This is a genomic window from Marinomonas polaris DSM 16579 (assembly GCF_900129155.1).
Classification (GTDB): domain Bacteria; phylum Pseudomonadota; class Gammaproteobacteria; order Pseudomonadales; family Marinomonadaceae; genus Marinomonas; species Marinomonas polaris.
On record NZ_FQVF01000009.1, the window covers coordinates 168,744 to 189,611 of the forward strand.

Consider the following 20,868-nt stretch of genomic DNA (forward strand, 5'->3'; position numbering starts at 1 on the left):
ACTCCCTTTCTACAGCAATGATAAGGGGTTACAGACGGAAGTCGTCGCCTAAATAGACCTTTTTTACTTGTTCATTGTTGATGACGGTACTGGCATCGCCAGATGCAATGATGTAGCCATTGCCAACAATGTAAGCTTTATCACAAATGTCTAGTGTTTCTCTGACATTGTGATCGGTAATTAAGACACCGATTCCACTTTCTTGGAGATGTTTGATTATGTGTTTTATGTCACCAACTGAGATAGGGTCTACGCCAGCAAAGGGTTCATCAAGTAGGATGAATTTTGGGTTCATGGCAACCGCTCTCGCTATTTCAACCCGGCGCCTTTCTCCTCCTGATAGTGCCATTCCTAGGTTGGTGCGAATATGGGTGATATGAAACTCTTCTAAGAGTTCTTCTAGTCTTTCTTGTTGTTGTGCTTTTGTTAGCTTTTTGCGGGTTTCTAAAATGGCTAGGATATTATCTTCTACAGACATTTTCCTAAAAATAGATGCCTCTTGAGGGAGGTAGCCAATGCCTTTTTGAGCACGAGTATGCATGGCGTCATGAGTGATGTCTTGGCCATCAATAAATATGCCTCCAGCGTCGTTTGCTACCATGCCAACTATCATATAAAAACAGGTGGTCTTACCCGCGCCATTAGGGCCAAGCAGGCCAACGGCTTGGCCAGACTCAACGGAAATAGATACATCCTTTACGACTTGGCGTTTTTTGTAGCTCTTCGCAAGGTGTTTTGCTTCTAGTAGTGCCATCTATTTTTTATTCTCAGGTGCTTGTTTATCTTTTGGCGCTTGTGGTTGTAAGGTCATTGATACGCGCCCTGAATCTTTTTTCTCAGCACTGAATGTGCCGTCATCAATCATATAGAGGATGTAGTCTGCGGTGATGGAGTTCTGCATTCTGCTTAGGTAGCCATCACCAATAATTTCTAATTTTGATTCGCTGGTTAAATAATGTATTTCATTGCCTTTACTGATAACAATGTTGCCGCTCCAGTCTATCTGCTGACTGAATTTCGCAGGTTTTCCTGTGGCTTCTAGGCTGCTAAATTTTCGGGTCTTAGCGTCTGTTGTTACTTTAAGGTATTGGGCCTGAATTTCAATGGTACCTTGCTTAACAAATACATTACCTTTGTATATTGCTTCGCCTGAATTTTGGTCGAATGATGCCTCATCAGCTTGTATTTCTAATGGCTTGGTTGTGTCTTCAGGTAGTGCGTATGCGTATTGGCCAATTAGGGCTGAAGTAAGCAACACGCTGACGTTAATGAATCGTTTCATATTTTCCTCGTACAGATCCTGTCATCACGACTTCTTCTGAGTTTATATATGTTGTAATTGTGCCAGCAGAAGTCTCTCCTTGAGTGGAGATAAGTGTTGCATTTCCATAGCTGGTTAGTGATTGATCTTTATCTAAATAATGTATGTTATCTGCACTTAGCTTTATATCTTCAGATTGAAGGTATTTTTTAGTCGCTCTGGCATTTTCGGTTAATAGAATATCATTACTTCCGTCTTCAATAACCCCTTTATCTGCTTTTGCGCTCCAATGGCCTGATTTTGAGTAGCGCTCGACGTTAGGCGTTTGTAAGAGTGTTGTGGATTTTGCTATGTAGTGCAGCGTTTGTTCAGCATCAAGTGTTTCGATCAGAAGTCCGTCAGCATCAAACTCTTTAACTTTGACATTAGTTATAAAGTAGTCTGGAGAGCTGCTCAATGAGTCTGTTTGAACGAGGTTTTGTATAGGTGCTGCCCCATACCAACCTAAAGAGGCTACTACTATTAAAGTAGCCCCAATGATTAAAAGGCTTTTGGGTTTTGTTAGTGTTTTTAACGAAAGCATTACACCGAACCGTTTGAGCTAATAATAAATAAATAAACACCATAAGAAGCAATAAGCGGTAAGCCTACCCATCTAGGGATGCTGTTGTTTTTCGTTTTCTTGAAAATGAAAATAGCAAGAGCGAGAGCAACTGTTAGGCCTAAAACCCAAGGAAAATCTCTGCTTATCACGCTTTGATCTACTAGTCCTGGAGCAATAAGGGCCGGTAGTGGTAATACGGTGGCCAAGTTGAAGATGTTTGATCCCAATATATTGCCAATTGCTATATCGTGATGGCCTTTTCTGACGCTGCTAATTGAAGCCGCTAGTTCAGGTAGGCTGGTTCCAACTGCAACGATAGTAAGGCCTATAACTAATTCGCTTACGCCTAAAGCGGTTGCTATGCCTATTGCACCCCAGACAAGTAATTTAGAACTTCCTATCAATACAGCTAATCCGATTAGTGCAATGATGAGGGATTTGCTGACAGAGGTACCATCGTCTTCTGGTAAGCCTTCTTTTAAATCTTTTTCTAAATCTTTACTGCCTCTTAGCAATATTGTCAGGATAATAATAAAAGCAGCAATTAGAATCACGCCATCCCATACGCCAAGGGTCTGATCGTATAGTAAAAAACCTGCTAGCAGGGTGATAGCTAATACGAGAGGGACTTCTTTGGTGGACAGTCCGGAGGCGATTGGAATTGCTGAGAATAATAATGTGATGCCGAAGACAAGTGCGATGTTGGCAATGTTCGAGCCAAGCACATTGCCAACTGCTATTTCTGGTGCGTTATCAAGTGCCGCAATGGCCGAAACGACCATTTCTGGTGCGGATGTGCCGAACGCGACTAACGTAATCCCTATTATCATTGGATTTACATTCAGTTTCTCTGCTACAAGCGCAGAGTGTTCTATAAATTTGTCGGAACTCATTACGAGCAAAACTAACCCTACAATTAGGGCGATAGAAAACAACAGCATGGTATTGATATTACTCAAAGATACAGGGAGTACCATTTAATGAGGTTTGGCGTTGAAATTCAAGGCTTGATCTTATAAACAAAGTGGATTTGGCTGTGTCATGATTTTATTTGTTGGGGGGCGATGTTAGTATCGGGCCATATTTGATAGGGATTAAAAAGGTGTGTCAGTGGTAGATGCTTATATAAAGGTCCAAAATGTTAGTTTTTCAAGGGGAGAGCGTTCTATTTATGAGAACGTATCACTTACTATTCCAAGAGGTAAGATTACTGCGGTGATGGGTCCTAGTGGGACGGGGAAGACGACATTGCTACGTTTAATTGCGGCGCAGCTCGCACCAAACTCAGGCACTATTTTAGTAGACGGTCAAAATGTTCACGCTTTGTCCCGCTCTGAACTTTATAAGGTGCGCAAAAAAATGGGCATGCTTTTTCAAAGTGGTGCTTTGTTTAGTGATATGACTGTTGCTGAGAATATTGCTTTTCCAATGGAAGAACACACCAAGCTGGATGCAAAAACAATAGCGGGTATTGTCTCTGATAAGCTTTATAGCGTTGGTTTACGCGGTGCCGCTAATCTAATGCCGTCGGAATTATCTGGAGGGATGGCTAGACGTGTTGCGTTAGCCCGTGCTATCTCTTTGGATCCAGAGTTAGTAATGTACGATGAGCCTTTTACTGGGCAAGATCCTATTTCTAAAGGGGTTCTTGTTAAGTTGATACGCCAGCTTAATGATTCAGCAAATATGACGTCTGTTCTTGTATCTCATGATGTTGAAGAGTCTCTTTCTATTGCTGATCATGTGTGTATTTTAGCTGGCGGGCGAGTGATTGCTGAGGGTTCTGCCGACGAAATTCGTGCTTCTGATGACCCTGAGGTAAAGCAGTTTTTGAATGGTGAACCTGATGGTCCTGTTCCCTTCCATTATCCAGAAGAAAGTATTTCTAGTAGGGCTGCATTATGAAAAGCATTGAGTTGTTGGGGGCGTCGCTACTGGATTGGCTTGAAGCCGTTGGTCGAGCCGGAATATTTTTGGTACAAAGTATTTTTAGGTTGCCTGTTCGGTTTAAAGAGTCTGTAAATTTGCTAGTGAAGCAGCTTTACTCTGTTGGGGTGTTATCTCTCGTTATTATTATTGTTTCAGGTGCTTTTATTGGCATGGTGCTGTCGCTTCAGGGTTACAGTATTTTGGCTAAGTTTGGCTCAGAAGAAGCGGTTGGACAGCTGCTGGCGCTTTCTTTGTTGAGAGAGTTATCTCCAGTGGTGACGGCGCTTTTGTTTGCTGGACGTGCTGGCTCATCTTTGACGGCTGAAATTGGTTTGATGAAAGCAACGGAGCAATTATCCAGTTTTGAAATGATGGGTGTTGATCCTCTAAGACGGGTGATTGCGCCTCGCTTTATTGCTGGTGTTATTTGCTTGCCTATCTTGAGTTTGATTTTTTCTGCGTCGGGTATTCTTGGCGGGCATCTTGTCTCTGTTGAATGGTTAGGTGTTTATGATGGCGCTTTTTGGTCATCAATGCAGCAGTCTGTGTATTTTGATACTGATATTATGAATGGCCTTATTAAGGCGTTATGTTTTTCAGTTGTTGTTACATGGATTGCTGTTTATCAAGGTTATGAGTGTGTCCCCACTTCTGAAGGGATTGGTAAAGCAACCACTCGTACAGTGGTTTTAGGTTCATTGGCTATTTTGGCTTTAGATTTTATATTAACCGCCGCTATGTTTGGGGATTTTTAGCATGAGAAGTAAGCGTTCAGAATTGTTGGTAGGGTGTTTTATTGTATTGGGCGTTGTTGCTCTTGTTTATTTGGCCGTTCAAGTGAGTGGGCTTGCCTTCTCTAGCAAGAAAGACACGTATCAGGTCGTTGCTAGGTTTGATGATATTGCAGGGCTCACAAATCGAGCTAAAGTCTCTATTGCTGGCGTGGCGGTTGGTAATGTTGAGTCAATTACGTTTGATAAGAAGTTGTATATGGCTTTGGTAACAATGAATATTGATTCGGACGTTAATAATATTCCTACCGATAGTTCTATTGCAGTGTTGACGAGTGGTTTGCTGGGTGAGAAGTATTTAGGTATTTCTATTGGGGCTGAGGATGAAATGCTTAAAAATGGCAGTGAAATTTTTGATACCCAATCCGCCCTGGTTTTAGAAACTTTGATCAGTCAGTTCTTGTTCAAAGGCGGCGATTCGGAGAAGTAATATATGTCTAAGATTTTATCTGGTGTTGTTTTTGTTTTTTCCTTGCTTGGGTCAAGTGTAACTTGGTCTGACGTTGATGGTGCAAGGGATACGGTTATTAAAGTGGTTGACGCTTTTCGAACAGATATCGTTGCTGATAAAGCGGTGTTGTCTAAAGATCCGGTTTTATTAGAGAAGCGAGTTGATAATATCTTGGCGAATGTGGTCGATTTTGATGATTTTTCCAAAAAAGTGATGGGGAAATATTATCGAAGAGCATCGCCTGAGCAGCGTATTCGCTTTGCCAGTGTTACTAAAGATACCTTGTTGAAAACATACGGCACTTCCTTGCTTGAGCTGGATGCAGATCGAATTAATGTTTTACCTCTAGGGCCTCAAGGTAGGGGGAAAGAAACCAAAGTTGACGTTGACTTCCAGATGGAATCTGGCGGGATGTTAAATATCAGCTTTTTCATGGAAGAGTCTAAAAAAGGTGTATGGATGTTGAGTAATGTTGTGATTAACAACATTAACTTTGGCTTAACCTTTCGTAAGCAGTTTGGTGTCATGATGGAGCAGAATAAGAATGACATTGAGTTGGCTATTTCTGCATGGCGAGAGTCTCTAGCGAAGAAGTCTTAATTCAATAAATCTGGCTTTATTGTGAGCAATAAAATCCGAATCCATTAAATGGGTTCGGATTTTTTGTTTTTTGGGAGGGAGCATTGTCAGTCTTGATTAAAATCTTAGAAAACAAGTGGTTTTTTATTCAGAGTTAGGCTTAGAGGTGTTAAGTAGTTGGCTGTACTCATGTAGAATAGGGGAATCGAGCATATTTTATATATTGGAGCGACTGTGAACGCAGGTGAAGTTAAAGCACTTTTGGAATCCTCTATCCGCAACTGTGAAGTGGTTGCAGAGGGAGAAGGTTGTAATTTTCAAGTAGTTGTAGTGACAAGTGAGTTTGAGGGGCTGTCAACGGTTAAGAGGCAGCAGCTTGTGTATTCACATCTTCAAGAAGCTATTTCCAGTGGCGCCATTCACGCCGTTACAATGAAAACCTATACGCCAGAACAAATAAGCAAGCTATAAAAGCTATTATAAGAGATTAAAAATATGGATAAGCTTCTGATTACCGGTGGTACTCGGCTTAATGGTGTTGTTCGTGCTTCTGGTGCGAAAAATGCTGCGTTGCCAATTTTAGCGGCAACCTTGTTAACTAAAGAATTGATCACAATTAAAAACCTTCCTCATTTACACGATATTACCACCATGCTTGAGCTGCTTGGCTCTATGGGATGTGGCGTTGTTGTTGACGAAAAAATGAGTGTTCAGCTGGATGTTTCGACTCTTAATAATTGCGAAGCGCCTTATGATCTTGTTAAAACCATGCGCGCTTCTATTTTGGTTCTTGGTCCTTTAGTCAGTCATTTTGGTAAAGCGGTTGTATCACTTCCTGGTGGTTGTGCTATTGGTAGTCGACCAGTGGATTTGCATTTGCGTGGTTTAGAGGCCATGGGTGCAACAATCGCTGTAGAAGGCGGCGATATTATTGCAAGCGTTGATGGTCGTCTTAAAGGTGCTCGTATCTTTTTTGATAAAGTGACAGTAACGGGAACTGAAAACCTGTTGATGGCAGCGACTTTGGCTGATGGACAAACTATTTTAGAAAACGCGGCGCGTGAACCTGAAGTGGTTGATTTGGCTGAATGTCTAATTTCAATGGGCGCTAAAATTAAGGGGCATGGTACAGATACCATTATTATTGATGGCGTAGAAGCTTTGCATGGTACCAGTTATCCAGTGATGCCAGACCGTATTGAAACAGGTACTTTCTTGGTTGCTGCTGCTATTACTGGTGGCAAAGTACGTGTTATTGATACCAATGTTAAGTCGCTTGAGGCTGTTCTTTCTAAATTGGAAGAGGCTGGCGCGAAAGTGACTTGTGGTGATGATTGGATTGAAGTGGATATGGAAGGGCGTCGTCCAAATGCTGTAAACATCAGTACTGCGCCGTACCCTGCGTTTCCAACAGATATGCAAGCACAGTTTGTTGCCTTGAACTCAATTGCAAACGGCGTTGGTCGAGTTATCGAAAATATCTTTGAAAATCGTTTCATGCATGTAGATGAAATGCTTCGCATGGGAGCCGATATTGAAGTAAATGGTAACACTGCAATCGTTCGTGGTTGTGAGCGTTTGAAAGGCGCGCCAGTAATGGCGACGGATTTACGTGCTTCTGCAAGTTTGGTGCTTTCTGCTTTAGTAGCGGAGGGTGATACAAAGATTGATCGTATCTATCATATTGACCGTGGCTATGAGTGTATTGAAGAAAAATTCGGTTCATTGGGTGCGAAAATTTCACGGGTCTTAAATTAATATGAGTAAAACATTAACGATTGCGCTGTCGAAAGGGCGCATTCTTGGTGAAACTTTACCGCTTTTAGAAAAAGCGAATATTGTTCCAGTTGAAGATATTAGTAAAAGCCGAAAATTAATATTCGATACCAATCATGAGCATATCAAGCTAGTTATTTTGCGTGCGACTGATGTACCGACTTATGTTGATCATGGTGTGGCAGACTTTGGTGTTGCTGGTAAAGATGTGTTGATGGAAGCATCCACAAAAAATCTTTACGAGCTGCTGGATCTTAAAATAGCGAAATGCCGTTTGATGACGGCAGGCGTTGTTGGTCAGCCATTGCCTAATAGACGTTTGAAAGTTGCTTCGAAGTTTATCAAAACAGCGAAGGCGTATTTTGCTGAGCAAGGTATTCAGGCTGATGTCATTAAGCTATATGGTGCGATGGAATTGGCGCCTATTATGGGTTTGGCTGATCTTATTGTGGACATCGTTGATACAGGCAATACGCTAAAAGCAAATGGTCTTGAGGCTCGTGAGTTGATCGCGCCAATCAGTACACGTTTGGTGGTCAATAAAGCGGCTTATAAAACGAAGTATTCTGAAATCGAGCCTATCCTAGAAATGATAAGACGTGCGGTTGAAGATAACGAGGGTAAATAATTGAACCTGAATATTCGAGAATTCTCTTCTAGCTCTGCTGGTTTTCGTTCTGAGTTGGAGTCGTTGCTTGCTTGGGACTCCGTGTCTGATGCAGGCGTACAAAAGGCAGTGGCCGATATTGTTGAGCAAGTTTGCCTAAAAGGTGATGAGGCGGTTATTGAATTCACCAATCGCTTCGATCGTCGTCATGTTGTTTCTTCTGCTGAGCTTGAAATTTCACGTGAAGAGTTGGCTCTTGCAAAAGGTCGAGTCAGTGCTGAGTTAGTGGCTAGCTTGGAAGCGGCAGCAAAGCGCGTTCATGATTATCATGAACGTCAAAAGCAGCCATCTTGGCAGTATCAAGAAGATAACGGTACCGTGCTTGGTCAAAAAGTAACGCCTTTAGATCGTGTTGGTGTTTATGTGCCAGGTGGTAAAGCGGCTTATCCTTCTTCTGTGTTGATGAATGTTATGCCTGCTAAAGTAGCTGGAGTTGGCGAAATTATCATGGTTGTTCCAACACCAGATGGTTTGGTTAATGATATCGTTTTGGCGGCGGCCTATATTGCTGGTGTGGATCGTGTATTCACTATTGGTGGTGCGCAGGCTGTTGCGGCTTTGGCGTATGGTACTGAAACTATTCCAAAAGTTGATAAGATTGTTGGCCCAGGTAATATCTATGTGGCCACAGCTAAGAAGATGGTGTTTGGTGTTGTCGGTATCGACATGATTGCCGGACCTTCTGAAATACTCGTTGTGTGCGATGGTAAGACAGATCCTGATTGGATTGCCATGGATCTATTCTCTCAAGCGGAACATGATGAAGATGCCCAGTCTATCTTGATTTCTCCTGACTTAGCTTTTATCAAAGATGTAAAAGCTTCTATGGAGCGTTTGATTGAAACTCAAAGTCGCAAAGATATTATTAAGGCTTCTTTAGAAGGTCGTGGAGCCTTCATTCATGTTGAAAATATGGATGAGGCTATGGATATTGCGAACGTAGTCGCTGCTGAGCACCTTGAGTTATCTATTGATGAACCTGAGAAATGGGCGAAAAAAATCCGTCATGCTGGTGCGATCTTTATGGGTCGTCATACGCCAGAAGCATTGGGTGATTATTGTGCAGGACCAAATCATGTTTTACCAACGTCTGGTACGGCAAGATTTTCATCACCTTTGGGTGTCTATGATTTCCAAAAGCGTAGTTCTTTGATTTATTGTTCGCCTGAAGGGGCGAGTGAGTTGGCAAAAATTGCTTCTCCTTTGGCTCGTGGAGAGTCTTTAGAGGCGCATGCTATGTCGGCGGAATATCGTATTCTGAAGGATTTTTAATGGCGGGTAATTTATCGCATCCAGCTGCTCTTTATAGGCTGAGAAAGGTGACGCGTATTTCAGCGTTAGTTATCTTGTTTTTAGTGGTAGTTGGTTTTTTTATGCCGGCAGATTATCGGGTGGAGCGTAGTGTGATTATTAATGCTCCTCGTGATGTGGTTTACCAAGATATGCTTCAAGGGGATCGTTTGCCAGATTGGATGTTTGTTCAGGATGGTAAAGTGGCTTCATTTGAAGGTGTTTTGGGTAAAGGTGATTCTGTTGCCTTGTTTTATGATAAAACAACCGAGCAGGGTGTTTTATCGGTGACTGAATCATCTGAGGATGTCGTGCGTTTTGATGTGCGTCCTAAACCGAAGGTAAACTTAGTGCATAATCAAATAGACTTGCAGGAAAGCAAAGGCGGTACTTTGGTTAAGTGGACGATCGAAGGTAGCCTTAGTGCTGGCTTGTTGAGTCCATATCTTGCGATGTTTGCAAATGATATTGCGGGTAGTAATTTTGAGCGCAGCTTGCAGAAGTTGAAAGAGCAGGTTGAGTTTCAGCATTAGCGCATATCCTAATATGTAATACGTTGCATCGTGGGTTGTTTTTCTAGCATGATATTTGTCTGATAGGATTGCTGCCCGCGAATGCCAACCAGCGAAATGCGTGTTCCAGGTTTTAGTGATGCTATTAGGTGTCTTATCTGAAATGGGTCTTCGCTCGGCGTGTTGTTAATTTCAAGTATTATATCCCCAACTTCTATTCCGGCTTTTTCAGCAGGACTTTCTTTAGTTATATCGCTTACTAATAGTCCGTGATTTGATGGTAAGAGTAAGTTATCTGCCAGAGACTGAGTTATTTTTTGAGCGTCCATTCCTAAGTATCCTCTTACTACTTCCCCTTGTTTTATAATATCGGTCATGACATCGAGAGCGTCGTCAATCGGTGTGGCAAAGCCAATTCCTTGTGAGCCGCCAGTGCTTGAATAAATGGCAGAGCTAATGCCAATGAGTTCGCCTCGTAGATTGACTAACGCGCCGCCTGAATTGCCTGGGTTTATTGCTGCGTCCGTCTGTAGGAAATTTTCATAGGTGTTAAGGCCTATGCTGTTTCGGCCTTTGGCGCTAATAATGCCTGCTGTTACCGTCTGTCCAATTCCAAATGGGTTGCCTATTGCGAGGATCTTGTCTCCAACTGACACCTTGTCACTGTTGCCCATTTTAATGTTGGGAAGATTAGGTAAGTCTATTTTTAAAACCGCTAGGTCGGTGGATGGATCTGAGCCAATGAGTTTTGCTTCAACACGTCTATCATCATGAAGAGCAATGACAATACTTTGTGCATTTTGAATGACGTGATGGTTTGTTAGTATGAAGCCATCTTTCGTTGCTATGACGCCAGAGCCTAGGTTAACGCTGTGTTTTGCTTTGTTTGAATCGCTAAGGCCTTTTTGTTGTATGACTTGGGTGTAAATGTTAACAACAGAAGGTGTGGCGATTTTGACCGGCGTTGAATAGCTAGAGTCGGAGATTTTTTGTTTCTCCTGTATAAGTAGTACAGCTAGACCTATACAAGTGCCAGAGAGAATAGAGATAATGATGGGCGTCCAGTAGGTTTTTTGATTCATAAAGTATAAGGAGTTGTTTTGCTACGCAGTGAATTTGAGTTATTGCTTAATAAGACATTAAGTCCAAGTCGCTTCAAAGATTATGCGCCCAATGGGTTGCAGGTGGAAGGAAAAAAAGAGATTAACCGCGTGGTTACTGGTGTAACTGCTAGTCAGGCGTTAATTGATGCTGCTATTGACTATAAAGCAGACGCTATCTTCGTTCACCATGGTTATTTTTGGAAGAATGAAGATCCCAGAATTGTTGGTATGAAATATCGTAGAATTGCGTCTTTGATTAAAAATGATATCAATTTATATGGCTATCACTTGCCATTAGATGCACATCCTACGCTAGGTAATAATGCTGGCTTAGCTGATGCTATTGGACTTTTAAATCGGTCTGGCTTGCAGGTAGGTGTGCCCATCGAAGAGTCTATCGGCGTTGTTGGTGAATTAAATGAGCCTGTCTCGTCCGATGTATTCCGACGAATCGTCGAATCTGCGGTTGGTCGAAGCGTATTGTTTGAGTGCGTTAATGATCGCCCAATTCGTCGGGTAGCATTGTGTACCGGTGGTGCGCAAGGTTATATAGAACAGGCTGTCGCTGTTGGTGCGGATGTGTTTATCACTGGTGAGGTTTCTGAGCAGACAATTCATATTGCGCGTGAAATGGATATTCATTTTATTGCGGCAGGACATCATGCAACAGAACGTTTTGGAGCGCAGTCTATGGCTGCGTATTTATCTAGTGAGTGTGGTTTGGAAGCGGTCTTTATTGATGTGGATAATCCAGCTTAGTGAGATGTTAAGCAGATGAAAAAAAACGGGCTTTTGAAAGCCCGTTTTTTGTTGGTATGTTTTCTTGTTAAAAAGTTCGTTTTGGTTCGAGGTCTATATTTCTATCATCAAGGCCGAATGATTCGCTCAGTGTGCCAGGCTCTTTATCTTTTTTCAGAGCGTAGTCTCTTGGTGGTTCGAAAGATGCAGGCTCAATAGTATCGGTATTGTTTGAAGCGGCTGTGCTTCTTTCAATTTTTATGTTGCTTAATTGAGTTGCATTATCTGCAAGAGTGTTTCTGAGGTCTGCTAAGCGTTTTTCTGCAGACATTAAGTGTTCATTACTGTCAGTGAAGAAGTTGTCGATAATAACTTGCTTGCTGTCTAGCTCTTGTTGTAGTGACTTCATCGTGATGATGTTTGAGCTTGAGTCAGCTTTCTTGCTGTTATTTTTTGCACTGTAGCTTTTAAGAGCAAGTGTAGCAACACAGCCAATAATGATGCCGGTAATAAAGATAATAATGTTGAATTCTTCTAAGTTCATGACTTTCTCCAAAAAACAGATAATCCATTATAGCGAAACCACCCCTACGATAACAGCTTGATAGGTGTTGTTTAAGATGCAATTTGTTAGAATAAGCATAATTTACTAATCGAACGAAAGAGCTGCGATGACACCCATTACACGTTACAAGCAAGATTTGACAAGAACAGACTTTAATTACGATCCAGCTCAAGAAGAAGCAGTGGAAGCTCTTCAGGATTTATTTGACCGTTTGGTTGCGAACCAAGCAGATAAATCCTCCAGTGGCTTCTTGGGGCGCTTTTTGAAAAAGAAAGCGCCGACTGTTGAACAAGGATTGTATTTTTGGGGTGGAGTAGGTCGAGGTAAGACCTATTTAATGGATACTTTTTTTGACTGTTTGCCAACAGAAAAGAAAATGCGTCTCCATTTTCATCGCTTTATGCAGATGGTTCACCAAGAGCTTCGTAAGTTGCATGATGTTAAAAATCCATTAGAGATTGTTGGTAAGGAAATTTCGTCTAAAGCGCAGGTGTTGTGTTTTGATGAGTTTTTTGTGACAGACATAACTGATGCTATGATTTTGGCTGGCTTACTTGAGGTGCTGTTTGAAAATGGCACGACTTTAGTGGCAACTTCGAACATAGAGCCAGATGGCTTGTATAAAAATGGTTTGCAGCGGGCACGTTTTTTACCGGCTATCGACCTTGTGAAAAAATACACTAAAGTCATGAATGTTGATGGTGGTGTGGATTACCGATTGCGTACCTTGAAACAAGCTAAACTTTATCACTTTCCTTTAAGTGAGGAAGCGGATGAGGCTTTAAATGAGCGTTTCATGAGTTTAATCTCTGATGCCTCGCATGTTGTTGAGGGGGGGGCTGCAGAAATTGAAGGCCGAAGCATTCCTTTGTTGCGAAGCTGTGAAGGGCTCGCTTGGTTTGATATCAAAGCGTTGTGTGATGGGCCAAGAAGTCAGGTTGACTACATTGAATTAGCGCGTCTTTATACTACGGTAATTGTTTCTAATTTACCGCAAATGGATGCGTCACGAGATGATTTGGCGAGACGCTTTATTAACTTGGTAGATGAGTTCTATGATCGCCATGTTAAGATGATTTTTTCTGCAGAAGTTGCTATTCCAGATATTTATACGGGTACGCGATTGGCTTTCGAATACGACCGTACAGTGAGTCGATTATTGGAGATGCAATCAGAAGAATATTTGTCTTTAGAGCACCGTCCTTAAGTGTATTTCGACTTTCATATTTCATTGTGTTGGTATATACTTCGCTCGCCTTTTTAAAGGTAAGTGTACGTTGATCAAGTAGTTTACTACTTGGCCAACCAATAATAATAGGTATAGCGTGTCATTGAACACGCGTATTGAAAGGGTTTTTTGATGAAAACTTTTACAGCTAAACCTGCTGAAGTTCGCCGCGACTGGTTCGTGGTTGATGCTGAAGGCAAAACTCTAGGCCGCTTGGCTACTGAAATTGCTCGTCGTCTACGTGGCAAGCATAAAGCTGAATATACTCCACACGTTGATACTGGCGATTATATCGTTGTTGTTAACGCTGAGAAAATTCACGTTACAGGTAACAAAGCAGCTGCTAAACAATACTACCGCCATACTGGTTACCCAGGCGGCTTGCGTTCTATGAATTTCGAGAAGTTGATTGATCACGCTCCTGAGCGCGTTCTTGAAATCGCCGTAAAAGGTATGTTGCCAAAAGGTCCTTTGGGCCGTGCAATGCACAAGAAAATGAAAGTGTACGCTGGTACTGAGCATCCACATGCTGCTCAACAGCCTCAAGCCCTTAACATTTAATACGGAAGATCATTATGTCAGCTACTCAATACTACGGTACAGGTCGTCGTAAAACGTCTACCGCTCGTGTGTTCCTTAAAGCGGGTTCTGGTAACCTAGTTATCAATAACCGTACTCTTTCTCAGTACTTCGGTCGTGAAACAGCTCAAATGGTTGTTCGTCAACCTCTTGAACTTGTTGGCGCTACTGAAAAATTTGACGTTTATATCACTGTTAAAGGTGGTGGTATCTCTGGTCAAGCTGGTGCGATCCGTCACGGTATCACACGCGCTTTGATGCAATATGATGAGACTCTACGTCGTACTCTACGTTCTGCAGGATTCGTTACACGCGACTCTCGTGAAGTTGAACGTAAGAAAGTTGGTCTACGCAAAGCACGTCGTCGTCCTCAGTTCTCTAAGCGTTAATTTTCGCTTTGGAATTATTATCAAAACGCTTGGTGTTTTCGCCAAGCGTTTTTTTTGCTTGAAATAAAGTTGGCTATAGAATTCTTGCAACAAAATGGTTTTTCTAAGAAAAATTGTTTGAAAATAATGTTAGAATAGTCGGGCTTTGAAATTCATGGTTTCATAAGTGTATTTTAGTTTGCTACGTGTTGCTTGAAGTCTAGGTTTGAGATATTTCTCTTTATAGACTCAAGTACTAAGTTAAAGCCTTGTTTTATAAGAGGTGCGCGAGTAAATATTCCATGAAAAATTTTCTGTGTTGACGATATCATGTAATATTTTTGTTACTTCGTCACCATATTATAGTTTGTCCCCTCCTTTGAAGGGGATGTAGATGTTTTCAATATAGGGGTTAGACATGGGTGTTATTGCAAAGCGCTCCTCAATGACGTTCTTCTCTGATGGAGAAGATCATTACAGCCATAGAGTTCGTATTGTATTGGCTGAGAAAGCCGTCACAGTGGACATCATAGATGTAGACCCGTTTAACAAGCCAGACGAGTTGGCGGATGTTAATCCATACAATGAGCTACCAGCTTTAGTTGATCGTGATTTGGTTCTTTATGAGCCAAATGTCATGATGGAATACTTGGATGAGCGTTTTCCACATCCACCATTGCTGCCTGTATATCCTGTTGCTCGTGCTGAAAGTCGTTTGTTTATGTATCGTATTCAGCGTGATTGGGCAAAGCTAGTTGATTTGATTCTTACTAGTAAGGACAAAGAAGCTGTTGCTAAAGCACAAAAAGAATTGCGTGAAGGTTTGTTGAACGTTACTCCAATTTTTGAAGAAAAACCTTATTTCATGAGCGATGAGTTTACTATCGTGGATTGTTGTTTGGCTCCAATCTTGTGGCGTTTGCCTATACTTGGCGTAGAGATTCCTAAGGATCAAGCAAGAGCGCTGTACAAATATATGGATCTTGTCTTTGCTCGTGAGTCTTTCCAAGAAAGCCTTTCTGAAGCAGAACAAGAAATGCGTTTAGACTAAGCTGAGGCTTTATCTCGGTTTTGTTAAGTAGCAAAAGAGGAGCTTATAGCTCCTTTTTTTTACTAAATATTTATTAGGTAGGAGACAAAATGTTACCGAAAAGATCTTATTTATTAAATGCGGCTTATTCTTGGGTTGCTGATAATGATATGACGCCTTATCTGCTGGTAGATGCTCAGCAGAAAGATGTTGTGGTGCCTACCGAATTCGTTAAAGATGGTCAGATAGTGTTAAATATTGGTATGTCTGCTGTGCGTCATTTGATCATGGATAAAGACGCTGTCTCGTTTGAGGCGCGCTTTAGCGGTAAACCTATGCAGGTTTATGTGCCGATACGAGCGGCACTGGCTTTATATGCAAAAGAAAATGGCGATGGTTTTGTTTTTCCGGATGAAGAATTTTTTGATGAGCCGACTCCAACACCACCAGAACCTAAAAAAGGTTTTCAGTTGAAAGTTGTGAAATAAAGAATAGCGCAACATCTCGCTATACTTTTCTAACAGACAAAAAAAGAGCCGCTTTAAAGTGGCTCTTTTTTTGTCTCAAATATTTTTGATTGAATCTACTTAGTCTTCGTAGCCAAATAGTTGGCGCTCAAGTAGGTCAATCAATATGTGAATGACGCTAAGTTGGCATTCGTGCACTCTGGCTGTGCCAAGAAGATTGATCTTTATCTCTGTATCATCCTGAGAGGTGAGTGACGAGACATTCTTTGCTTCTGGGCTAGTTAGCGCGACTATACTCATTTTGCGTTCATGGGCCGCTTGAATGGCTTGTATTATTGGTGAGGTGTTGCCTCTGTTAGCAATGACAAACAGTATGTCGCCTTGATTGCCTAGTGCAGTGATTTGCTTTGAGAAAACATCGTGATAGCTATCGTTATGAGTAATTGCTAATAGAGCGGAGCCTTCGCCGCTTAGGTTGATTGCTGGCAGTCCAGGGCGCTCTCTGTCCATTCGGTCTAACATTAAAGTACTAAAGTACTGAGACAGGTGAGATCCTGTGCTGTTGCCGATGCAAATAACTTTACCACCAGAAGCAATGCTTGAAAAAATCACTTTTGCAGCATGTTCAATATAAGGAGGTAAACTTTCCAGGGCTTGTTGTTGTGCTTCAAAACTCTGGGCAAATTGTGTGTAGATTGCTTCTTGAAAATCCATAGTGATTAAAATACTGCTTTAAGCCAGGTTAAATGTTGAGAGTCTATTTTTTCGTCAAATAGTATCGCATCGAAGCGACTTGCGTTATTTACTTTATTATTCTTTTGTAGCCATAAAGCCGCACTGTTGCGTACTTTCTTAAGCTTTGATTGTCCAAGGCTTTCAGCGGCATTGCCATGAGTGTTATTCGCACGAAAGTGCACCTCTACAAAAACATAGGTATTTTGATCTAAAAAAATTAAATCAATTTCTCCGATACGGCAGAAGAAGTTTCGTTCTACAAACCGAAGCCCTTGCTTTAGTAAAAAGGCTTCGGCTGCTTGCTCGGCTTTCTCACCGTTATTTTTCGGTGCCTTCCTTCTGTTTAAAAAACTGGTGACTGGTGGCATATACCAAATTTCCTTTTCGGTAAGTCATGATCTCAGGTCGTTTATGAAATATGCCATTCTCATCCATGGTGATAATGCCAGTATTTGCAGAAATTTTAGTGCTCGGAAGCAGGGTGAATAGCTGATATTTGCTGGCTAGTAAATACGAGTCGGCACCTAGAGCTTGTAATCTGCGCAAAATATTTGAATTTTGATTTTTAGGCAAAGCATCTAACGAAGTGTTGTTTGGCGTAAGAGCTGGAGCTTCTGTAAACAGTATGCGCTCAATATCTTCAGGTTTTGTTGATCTTTCTGGGGCGCTGTCATTTAGAGTGCTGCTGGCTAGCATTGGTATCTTGTCAGCGAAGTAGAAATCTAAAAGAGGTCTGATTTGTTTAGCGTCATTGAGTTTGCCAATGTAATAGACGTAATCCAAATCTTCGCGAGATCTTGCGATGCTGTCTACACTTGTGCCGATCCATTTTTCTACGGATCTTTTACGGGCATAACTCTCATTAATCAAAAGCAGTTTCTGAATCGCATCTTGTCTGCCTTTTGGTGTGTTGGCATAAGACTGATTAGAAGTGATGGTGACGTTTTCTTTTGCTGCTGCGGCACGAAATTCATCACTTTGTTTTAGTGCCCATGTATCCTGAGTGCTCAGGATCGCCGCTTTCGTTGCGCCTTCTTGCTTAGCGAAGGTGATCAGCTCGTGTATTTCATCTTCTGCACTCAAGGAGAAGTGATAAAGATTTTTTGGGTGTTGATTTATGTCCAGCTGATTTAGTGCTATCACCGGGTAAGGTAGGTCTAAACGACTTACTTGAGCAACATTGTTTTTTTGCAATGGTCCAATGATGACATCGGGTTGTTGTGCATTTGCGGCGGCAAGTGCTTCATTAATGTTTGAGTAGTCATCAATATTAACAATGTTAACTTGTGGTCTTGCTTCTTTTTGGTTGTAAAAAGAGGCAAAAAAGCCATCTACAATGGCTTGAGATGCGCGTTCTAATTTACCGCTCATTGGTAACATCAAGACGATTTTTTTCGGTGCCATCTGTTCAACGGATGACATGATTTCGAAATCTTCCGGTGGCGAAAGTGCTGCGGGGTGGCTTGGGTTTTCAATCTGCCAATTTTTGAATATCTTGAGTTGTTGCTCGATTGACAGTGATTGATCTCTTAATATGCTGCTGATGGTCAGCCAGCCATTAAGTAAGGGTTTTTGCAGCTGGTATAATTCATCAATTTCATTTTGCGTTAAATTTTGGATAGCCATCCATAATTTTGCTTGATTCTCTTCACCTTCATTTAGCGGAAGGTTATAAGTTAAATCCATTCGTAGATTTACGACTTCAAGCCAATTGCCAAAGTATTCAAGAATCAATGCTTTTGTTTCTTTCAATCGATTCTGATTGTCAGGGTGGCTTGCTGCAGGCAGTTTGTCGGCTTTTTCTAGGTAAGCTAAAGCGTCGGTGGAATTGTCTAAATTTGAAGAGGCTAAAGCAGCAAGTAAATAGGCTTCAAATTGAATCGACGATGTTGTAATTAACACCTTACTTTCTAATGCATCAATGGTTTGTTGATACTCGCCTTGTGCATAGAAGTTTTTTGCTGCGTTGTAGGCATCCGCTAGCTCCTTAGAAACATCCGAAGTTTTAATTGGATAGTAGATGCTAGGCGGCAAGGTTCTTTCTTGCGAGCTGCTACTGGCGTTTTGTACCCTGTTTTGAGACTGATCCATATTTAAATTCATGGAATTACAGGCGCTTAGCAGAAAAGAGCAAAGAGTTAATGATATGATGCGGTAATTAATTAGGCTCATAAGCTTATAAAATGACAAATAAAAGAGGCCACATGGTACCACATAGTTCTGATGATGCGAGAGGGTCGCTATACATAGTTGCCACCCCAATTGGTAATCTAGACGATTTCAGCAAAAGAGCCGAGCAAACATTACGTGATGTAGATTATATCGCAGCTGAAGACACTCGACACACCCGACGTTTACTCAATCATTTTGCCATTGAAGCAAAACTTTTTTCCATTCACGATCACAATGAAAAAGACAAAGCCGACTACGTTGCTAGTTTATTAGACGAAGGTAAGAGTGTCGCTCTGGTGTCTGATGCAGGAACGCCGCTTATATCTGACCCTGGCTATCACGTTGTGCATGCATTACGAGAAAAAGGCCATAAAGTTTTGCCGATCCCAGGTGCTTGTGCATTGGTCGCAGCTTTGTGCGCCTCAGGCTTACCTACGGATCAATTCTTTTTTGCGGGTTTTGTACCAGCCAAATCCAAAGGGCGCTGTGATTTATTTGAATCTTGGAAGAAGCAAACTGGCACAGTGGTATTTTATGAATCCACTCACCGAATTTATGATTCAATTGCGGATGTGCAAAAAGTCTATGGTGAAGACGCGCAATTAGTATTGGCTCGCGAAGTAACGAAAACGTTTGAGACTTTCTTGTCTGGTACCGCATCTGAAATTCTTGCCAAGTTCGATGCAGATGCTAACCAATTACGTGGTGAATTCGTCGTTATGCTGAGTTTTACGCAAGAAAGCGGTAACGAAGCAGAATTAGAAGCGAAGCGTATTCTGACAATATTGTTAGAAGACTTACCAGTTAAACAAGCGGCAGCTATGGCGGCTAAATTAACCGGTGAAAAGAAAAATTACCTTTATAAAATGGCGCTGGAAATGCAAGGCGATAATTAAATTAAACTATGAGTGCTACGTATATGATGTTTGAGAAAAATAAAAAAAATAGCGTGAAGTTTTTATCTTTTGCCGCGTTAGTCCTATTAAGTTCACAAGCTGCTCAAGCCCGTACTTGGGATGAAATAAAGCAGAGTGGGGAGTTAAAGGTTGGAGTAACGGGGGATTATTCTCCTTTGTCGTTTTATAACAAAGCCGGAAATTTAGAGGGCTTTGATGTTGATATGATGACGAACCTAGCAAAGTCATTGGACTTAAAAGTGAATTTCGTTAAAACAACTTGGCCTGCACTTTCTCAAGATCTTGCTAATGATAAGTTTGATATTGCAGCTGGCGGTGTGACGAAAACGCAAAAGCGTGCAGAACAGTTTTCTTTATCCGATTCTGTAGCGGCAAATGGCAAGATCATTCTAAGCAATTGCAGTAATGCTAAACCACTGAATACACTAGAGGATATTAATCAGCCTACCGTGAAAGTCATAGTGAATCCAGGTGGCACCAACCAAACTTATGTGGATGAGCACATTACATCTGCTGACATCATTCGGACTAAAGATAATTTTGCTAACTTGCAAGGAATTCGTGATAACACGGCGGACGCCATGATTACAGATTTAATAGAAGGCAACTATTATCAACTGCATGAAAAGGGTGTGTTTTGTGTTTCTTCAAAGCAAATATTAGCTGGTACGTCGAGTGTTAAAGTTTATATGATGAAAAAAGATAATAGCCATTTGCTTGGAAAGGTTAATACGTGGCTTCATGATTCTGATAAATCAGATTTGATGATGCATTGGGGTATTACTCAGTAAACTATTCATTTTATCATCAGTGGCTCTGATAAGCTGTATTTTGCTCTTGAAGGAAAGCTCTTGATCAATCGGGCAAAAAATCCGTGTTTACAAGATCTATTGCCTGAGAGTATGCTTGCACAACTTGTCGGAGTGCCATTTGGCTGAGATCGCATAATTAAGTGCGGGATCCGCAGAACCTGATCGGGCTAATACCCGCGTAGGAAACAAGAAAGTCTCCATTTTTCTTTTCTGCATCGAATGAACTCCTGATTTTTTATGGAATCGATGCAGTCATATCCTCTAAAGCATCCTTTTTGAATAAAATTCAGGGTT

General features: G+C 41.5%; 26 protein-coding genes and 1 riboswitch. Of the genes, 17 read left to right on the plus strand and 9 right to left on the minus strand.

The genetic code is table 11. From position 1 onward, the window contains the following. Window positions 1-28: 28 nt before the first annotated feature. The 4 genes from lptB to BUA59_RS11590 are packed head-to-tail and all read right to left on the minus strand — an operon-like array spanning window position 29 to window position 2,842. Complete coding sequence (gene lptB / locus BUA59_RS11575; RefSeq protein WP_012070118.1) at window positions 29-754, minus strand: LPS export ABC transporter ATP-binding protein; 726 nt, start codon at window positions 752-754, stop codon at window positions 29-31. Next, a complete protein-coding gene (gene lptA / locus BUA59_RS11580; protein WP_072839852.1) occupies window positions 755-1,282 on the minus strand; it encodes a lipopolysaccharide transport periplasmic protein LptA in 528 nt (175 codons plus the stop codon). Further along, a complete protein-coding gene (gene lptC, locus BUA59_RS11585; protein WP_072839853.1) occupies window positions 1,266-1,844 on the minus strand; it encodes an LPS export ABC transporter periplasmic protein LptC in 579 nt (192 codons plus the stop codon). The genes lptA and lptC overlap by 17 nt, the downstream gene beginning before the upstream one ends. Next, window positions 1,844-2,842, minus strand: a complete 999-nt coding sequence (locus tag BUA59_RS11590) for a calcium/sodium antiporter (protein WP_084122374.1) — start codon at window positions 2,840-2,842, stop codon at window positions 1,844-1,846. The genes lptC and BUA59_RS11590 overlap by 1 nt, the downstream gene beginning before the upstream one ends. 127 nt (window positions 2,843-2,969) lie before the next feature. Between BUA59_RS11590 and BUA59_RS11595 the strand changes: the two genes are divergently transcribed. The 9 genes from BUA59_RS11595 (at window position 2,970) to BUA59_RS11635 (ending at window position 9,881) form a co-directional block, all read left to right on the plus strand. Then, window positions 2,970-3,770, plus strand: a complete 801-nt coding sequence (locus tag BUA59_RS11595) for an ABC transporter ATP-binding protein (RefSeq protein ID WP_084122376.1) — start codon at window positions 2,970-2,972, stop codon at window positions 3,768-3,770. After that, entirely contained in the window at window positions 3,767-4,549 is a 783-nt protein-coding gene (mlaE, locus tag BUA59_RS11600) for a lipid asymmetry maintenance ABC transporter permease subunit MlaE (protein WP_072839855.1), read from the plus strand. The genes BUA59_RS11595 and mlaE overlap by 4 nt, the downstream gene beginning before the upstream one ends. A gap of 1 nt (window position 4,550) precedes the next feature. Beyond that, window positions 4,551-5,015 carry an outer membrane lipid asymmetry maintenance protein MlaD gene (gene mlaD, locus BUA59_RS11605; protein WP_072839856.1) on the plus strand — a complete coding sequence of 155 codons (465 nt, stop codon included), beginning with the start codon at window positions 4,551-4,553 and terminating at the stop codon, window positions 5,013-5,015. 3 nt (window positions 5,016-5,018) lie between these two features. Then, window positions 5,019-5,636 (plus strand): MlaC/ttg2D family ABC transporter substrate-binding protein, encoded by a 618-nt coding sequence (locus BUA59_RS11610; RefSeq protein ID WP_072839857.1) that lies wholly within the window; start codon window positions 5,019-5,021, stop codon window positions 5,634-5,636. A 213-nt stretch (window positions 5,637-5,849) separates the two neighbouring features. Further along, on the plus strand, window positions 5,850-6,086 hold the full coding sequence (locus BUA59_RS11615) for a BolA family protein (protein WP_012070110.1): 237 nt from the start codon (window positions 5,850-5,852) through the stop codon (window positions 6,084-6,086). Between the two features lie 24 nt (window positions 6,087-6,110). Next, the gene (murA, locus tag BUA59_RS11620; RefSeq protein WP_072839858.1) at window positions 6,111-7,373 is read left to right on the plus strand and encodes a UDP-N-acetylglucosamine 1-carboxyvinyltransferase; all 1,263 of its coding nucleotides are present in this window, start codon (window positions 6,111-6,113) and stop codon (window positions 7,371-7,373) included. A 1-nt stretch (window position 7,374) separates the two neighbouring features. After that, a complete protein-coding gene (hisG, locus tag BUA59_RS11625) occupies window positions 7,375-8,019 on the plus strand; it encodes an ATP phosphoribosyltransferase (RefSeq protein ID WP_012070108.1) in 645 nt (214 codons plus the stop codon). Further along, complete coding sequence (gene hisD / locus BUA59_RS11630; RefSeq protein WP_072839859.1) at window positions 8,020-9,330, plus strand: histidinol dehydrogenase; 1,311 nt, start codon at window positions 8,020-8,022, stop codon at window positions 9,328-9,330. Next, window positions 9,330-9,881, plus strand: a complete 552-nt coding sequence (locus BUA59_RS11635) for an SRPBCC family protein (RefSeq protein ID WP_072839860.1) — start codon at window positions 9,330-9,332, stop codon at window positions 9,879-9,881. The genes hisD and BUA59_RS11635 overlap by 1 nt, the downstream gene beginning before the upstream one ends. A gap of 8 nt (window positions 9,882-9,889) precedes the next feature. Here BUA59_RS11635 and BUA59_RS11640 read toward each other — a convergent pair whose 3' ends face one another. Next, a complete protein-coding gene (locus BUA59_RS11640) occupies window positions 9,890-10,942 on the minus strand; it encodes a S1C family serine protease (protein ID WP_072839861.1) in 1,053 nt (350 codons plus the stop codon). Between the two features lie 18 nt (window positions 10,943-10,960). Here BUA59_RS11640 and BUA59_RS11645 point away from each other — a divergent pair, with 18 nt between their 5' ends. Further along, complete coding sequence (locus tag BUA59_RS11645; protein ID WP_072839862.1) at window positions 10,961-11,722, plus strand: Nif3-like dinuclear metal center hexameric protein; 762 nt, start codon at window positions 10,961-10,963, stop codon at window positions 11,720-11,722. A 67-nt stretch (window positions 11,723-11,789) separates the two neighbouring features. On the opposite strand, the gene BUA59_RS11650 is transcribed toward BUA59_RS11645, so the two are convergent. Then, the gene (locus tag BUA59_RS11650; protein WP_072839863.1) at window positions 11,790-12,245 is read right to left on the minus strand and encodes a Z-ring associated ZapG family protein; all 456 of its coding nucleotides are present in this window, start codon (window positions 12,243-12,245) and stop codon (window positions 11,790-11,792) included. 127 nt (window positions 12,246-12,372) lie between these two features. Here BUA59_RS11650 and zapE point away from each other — a divergent pair, with 127 nt between their 5' ends. The 5 genes from zapE to BUA59_RS11675 all read left to right on the plus strand — a co-directional run bounded on the left by zapE (window position 12,373) and on the right by BUA59_RS11675 (window position 15,959). Next, complete coding sequence (gene zapE / locus BUA59_RS11655) at window positions 12,373-13,473, plus strand: cell division protein ZapE (protein WP_072839864.1); 1,101 nt, start codon at window positions 12,373-12,375, stop codon at window positions 13,471-13,473. A 153-nt stretch (window positions 13,474-13,626) separates the two neighbouring features. Further along, window positions 13,627-14,055, plus strand: a complete 429-nt coding sequence (rplM, locus tag BUA59_RS11660) for a 50S ribosomal protein L13 (RefSeq protein ID WP_072839865.1) — start codon at window positions 13,627-13,629, stop codon at window positions 14,053-14,055. 14 nt (window positions 14,056-14,069) lie between these two features. Next, on the plus strand, window positions 14,070-14,462 hold the full coding sequence (gene rpsI / locus BUA59_RS11665) for a 30S ribosomal protein S9 (protein WP_072839866.1): 393 nt from the start codon (window positions 14,070-14,072) through the stop codon (window positions 14,460-14,462). A gap of 397 nt (window positions 14,463-14,859) precedes the next feature. Beyond that, window positions 14,860-15,492 (plus strand): glutathione S-transferase N-terminal domain-containing protein, encoded by a 633-nt coding sequence (locus tag BUA59_RS11670; RefSeq protein WP_072839867.1) that lies wholly within the window; start codon window positions 14,860-14,862, stop codon window positions 15,490-15,492. A gap of 89 nt (window positions 15,493-15,581) precedes the next feature. Continuing rightward, window positions 15,582-15,959 carry a ClpXP protease specificity-enhancing factor gene (locus tag BUA59_RS11675; protein WP_072839868.1) on the plus strand — a complete coding sequence of 126 codons (378 nt, stop codon included), beginning with the start codon at window positions 15,582-15,584 and terminating at the stop codon, window positions 15,957-15,959. A 99-nt stretch (window positions 15,960-16,058) separates the two neighbouring features. Here BUA59_RS11675 and BUA59_RS11680 read toward each other — a convergent pair whose 3' ends face one another. From BUA59_RS11680 to BUA59_RS11690, 3 genes are read right to left on the minus strand one after another with little or no spacing between them, the layout of a single operon-like run. Then, a complete protein-coding gene (locus tag BUA59_RS11680) occupies window positions 16,059-16,652 on the minus strand; it encodes an SIS domain-containing protein (protein ID WP_072839869.1) in 594 nt (197 codons plus the stop codon). Window positions 16,653-16,657: 5 nt separating this feature from the next. Then, window positions 16,658-17,041 (minus strand): YraN family protein, encoded by a 384-nt coding sequence (locus tag BUA59_RS11685; RefSeq protein WP_072839870.1) that lies wholly within the window; start codon window positions 17,039-17,041, stop codon window positions 16,658-16,660. Beyond that, window positions 16,992-18,764: a penicillin-binding protein activator gene (locus tag BUA59_RS11690; protein ID WP_245813138.1), complete on the minus strand. Its 1,773-nt coding sequence runs from the start codon at window positions 18,762-18,764 to the stop codon at window positions 16,992-16,994. Before BUA59_RS11690 ends, BUA59_RS11685 begins: the two co-directional genes overlap by 50 nt. A 113-nt stretch (window positions 18,765-18,877) precedes the next feature. Here BUA59_RS11690 and rsmI point away from each other — a divergent pair, with 113 nt between their 5' ends. Continuing rightward, on the plus strand, window positions 18,878-19,741 hold the full coding sequence (gene rsmI / locus BUA59_RS11695; RefSeq protein WP_072839872.1) for a 16S rRNA (cytidine(1402)-2'-O)-methyltransferase: 864 nt from the start codon (window positions 18,878-18,880) through the stop codon (window positions 19,739-19,741). A 23-nt stretch (window positions 19,742-19,764) separates the two neighbouring features. After that, window positions 19,765-20,553 carry a transporter substrate-binding domain-containing protein gene (locus BUA59_RS11700; protein WP_217653737.1) on the plus strand — a complete coding sequence of 263 codons (789 nt, stop codon included), beginning with the start codon at window positions 19,765-19,767 and terminating at the stop codon, window positions 20,551-20,553. A gap of 118 nt (window positions 20,554-20,671) precedes the next feature. Next, window positions 20,672-20,776, plus strand: a riboswitch (TPP riboswitch). Window positions 20,777-20,868 lie beyond the last annotated feature (92 nt).

Excerpts from the sequence above, each read along its gene's own strand:
- lptB (WP_012070118.1), bottom strand. The coding sequence starts at position 754 with ATGGCACTACTAGAAGCAAAACACCTTGCGAAGAGCTACAAAAAACGC.
- lptA (WP_072839852.1), bottom strand. The coding sequence starts at position 1,282 with ATGAAACGATTCATTAACGTCAGCGTGTTGCTTACTTCAGCCCTAATT.
- lptC (WP_072839853.1), bottom strand. The coding sequence starts at position 1,844 with ATGCTTTCGTTAAAAACACTAACAAAACCCAAAAGCCTTTTAATCATT.
- BUA59_RS11590 (WP_084122374.1), bottom strand. The coding sequence starts at position 2,842 with ATGGTACTCCCTGTATCTTTGAGTAATATCAATACCATGCTGTTGTTT.
- mlaE (WP_072839855.1), top strand. The coding sequence starts at position 3,767 with ATGAAAAGCATTGAGTTGTTGGGGGCGTCGCTACTGGATTGGCTTGAA.
- mlaD (WP_072839856.1), top strand. The coding sequence starts at position 4,551 with ATGAGAAGTAAGCGTTCAGAATTGTTGGTAGGGTGTTTTATTGTATTG.
- BUA59_RS11610 (WP_072839857.1), top strand. The coding sequence starts at position 5,019 with ATGTCTAAGATTTTATCTGGTGTTGTTTTTGTTTTTTCCTTGCTTGGG.
- murA (WP_072839858.1), top strand. The coding sequence starts at position 6,111 with ATGGATAAGCTTCTGATTACCGGTGGTACTCGGCTTAATGGTGTTGTT.
- hisG (WP_012070108.1), top strand. The coding sequence starts at position 7,375 with ATGAGTAAAACATTAACGATTGCGCTGTCGAAAGGGCGCATTCTTGGT.
- BUA59_RS11635 (WP_072839860.1), top strand. The coding sequence starts at position 9,330 with ATGGCGGGTAATTTATCGCATCCAGCTGCTCTTTATAGGCTGAGAAAG.
- BUA59_RS11640 (WP_072839861.1), bottom strand. The coding sequence starts at position 10,942 with ATGAATCAAAAAACCTACTGGACGCCCATCATTATCTCTATTCTCTCT.
- BUA59_RS11650 (WP_072839863.1), bottom strand. The coding sequence starts at position 12,245 with ATGAACTTAGAAGAATTCAACATTATTATCTTTATTACCGGCATCATT.
- zapE (WP_072839864.1), top strand. The coding sequence starts at position 12,373 with ATGACACCCATTACACGTTACAAGCAAGATTTGACAAGAACAGACTTT.
- rplM (WP_072839865.1), top strand. The coding sequence starts at position 13,627 with ATGAAAACTTTTACAGCTAAACCTGCTGAAGTTCGCCGCGACTGGTTC.
- rpsI (WP_072839866.1), top strand. The coding sequence starts at position 14,070 with ATGTCAGCTACTCAATACTACGGTACAGGTCGTCGTAAAACGTCTACC.
- BUA59_RS11670 (WP_072839867.1), top strand. The coding sequence starts at position 14,860 with ATGGGTGTTATTGCAAAGCGCTCCTCAATGACGTTCTTCTCTGATGGA.
- BUA59_RS11675 (WP_072839868.1), top strand. The coding sequence starts at position 15,582 with ATGTTACCGAAAAGATCTTATTTATTAAATGCGGCTTATTCTTGGGTT.
- BUA59_RS11680 (WP_072839869.1), bottom strand. The coding sequence starts at position 16,652 with ATGGATTTTCAAGAAGCAATCTACACACAATTTGCCCAGAGTTTTGAA.
- BUA59_RS11685 (WP_072839870.1), bottom strand. The coding sequence starts at position 17,041 with ATGCCACCAGTCACCAGTTTTTTAAACAGAAGGAAGGCACCGAAAAAT.
- BUA59_RS11690 (WP_245813138.1), bottom strand. The coding sequence starts at position 18,764 with ATGGATCAGTCTCAAAACAGGGTACAAAACGCCAGTAGCAGCTCGCAA.
- rsmI (WP_072839872.1), top strand. The coding sequence starts at position 18,878 with ATGGTACCACATAGTTCTGATGATGCGAGAGGGTCGCTATACATAGTT.
- BUA59_RS11700 (WP_217653737.1), top strand. The coding sequence starts at position 19,765 with ATGATGTTTGAGAAAAATAAAAAAAATAGCGTGAAGTTTTTATCTTTT.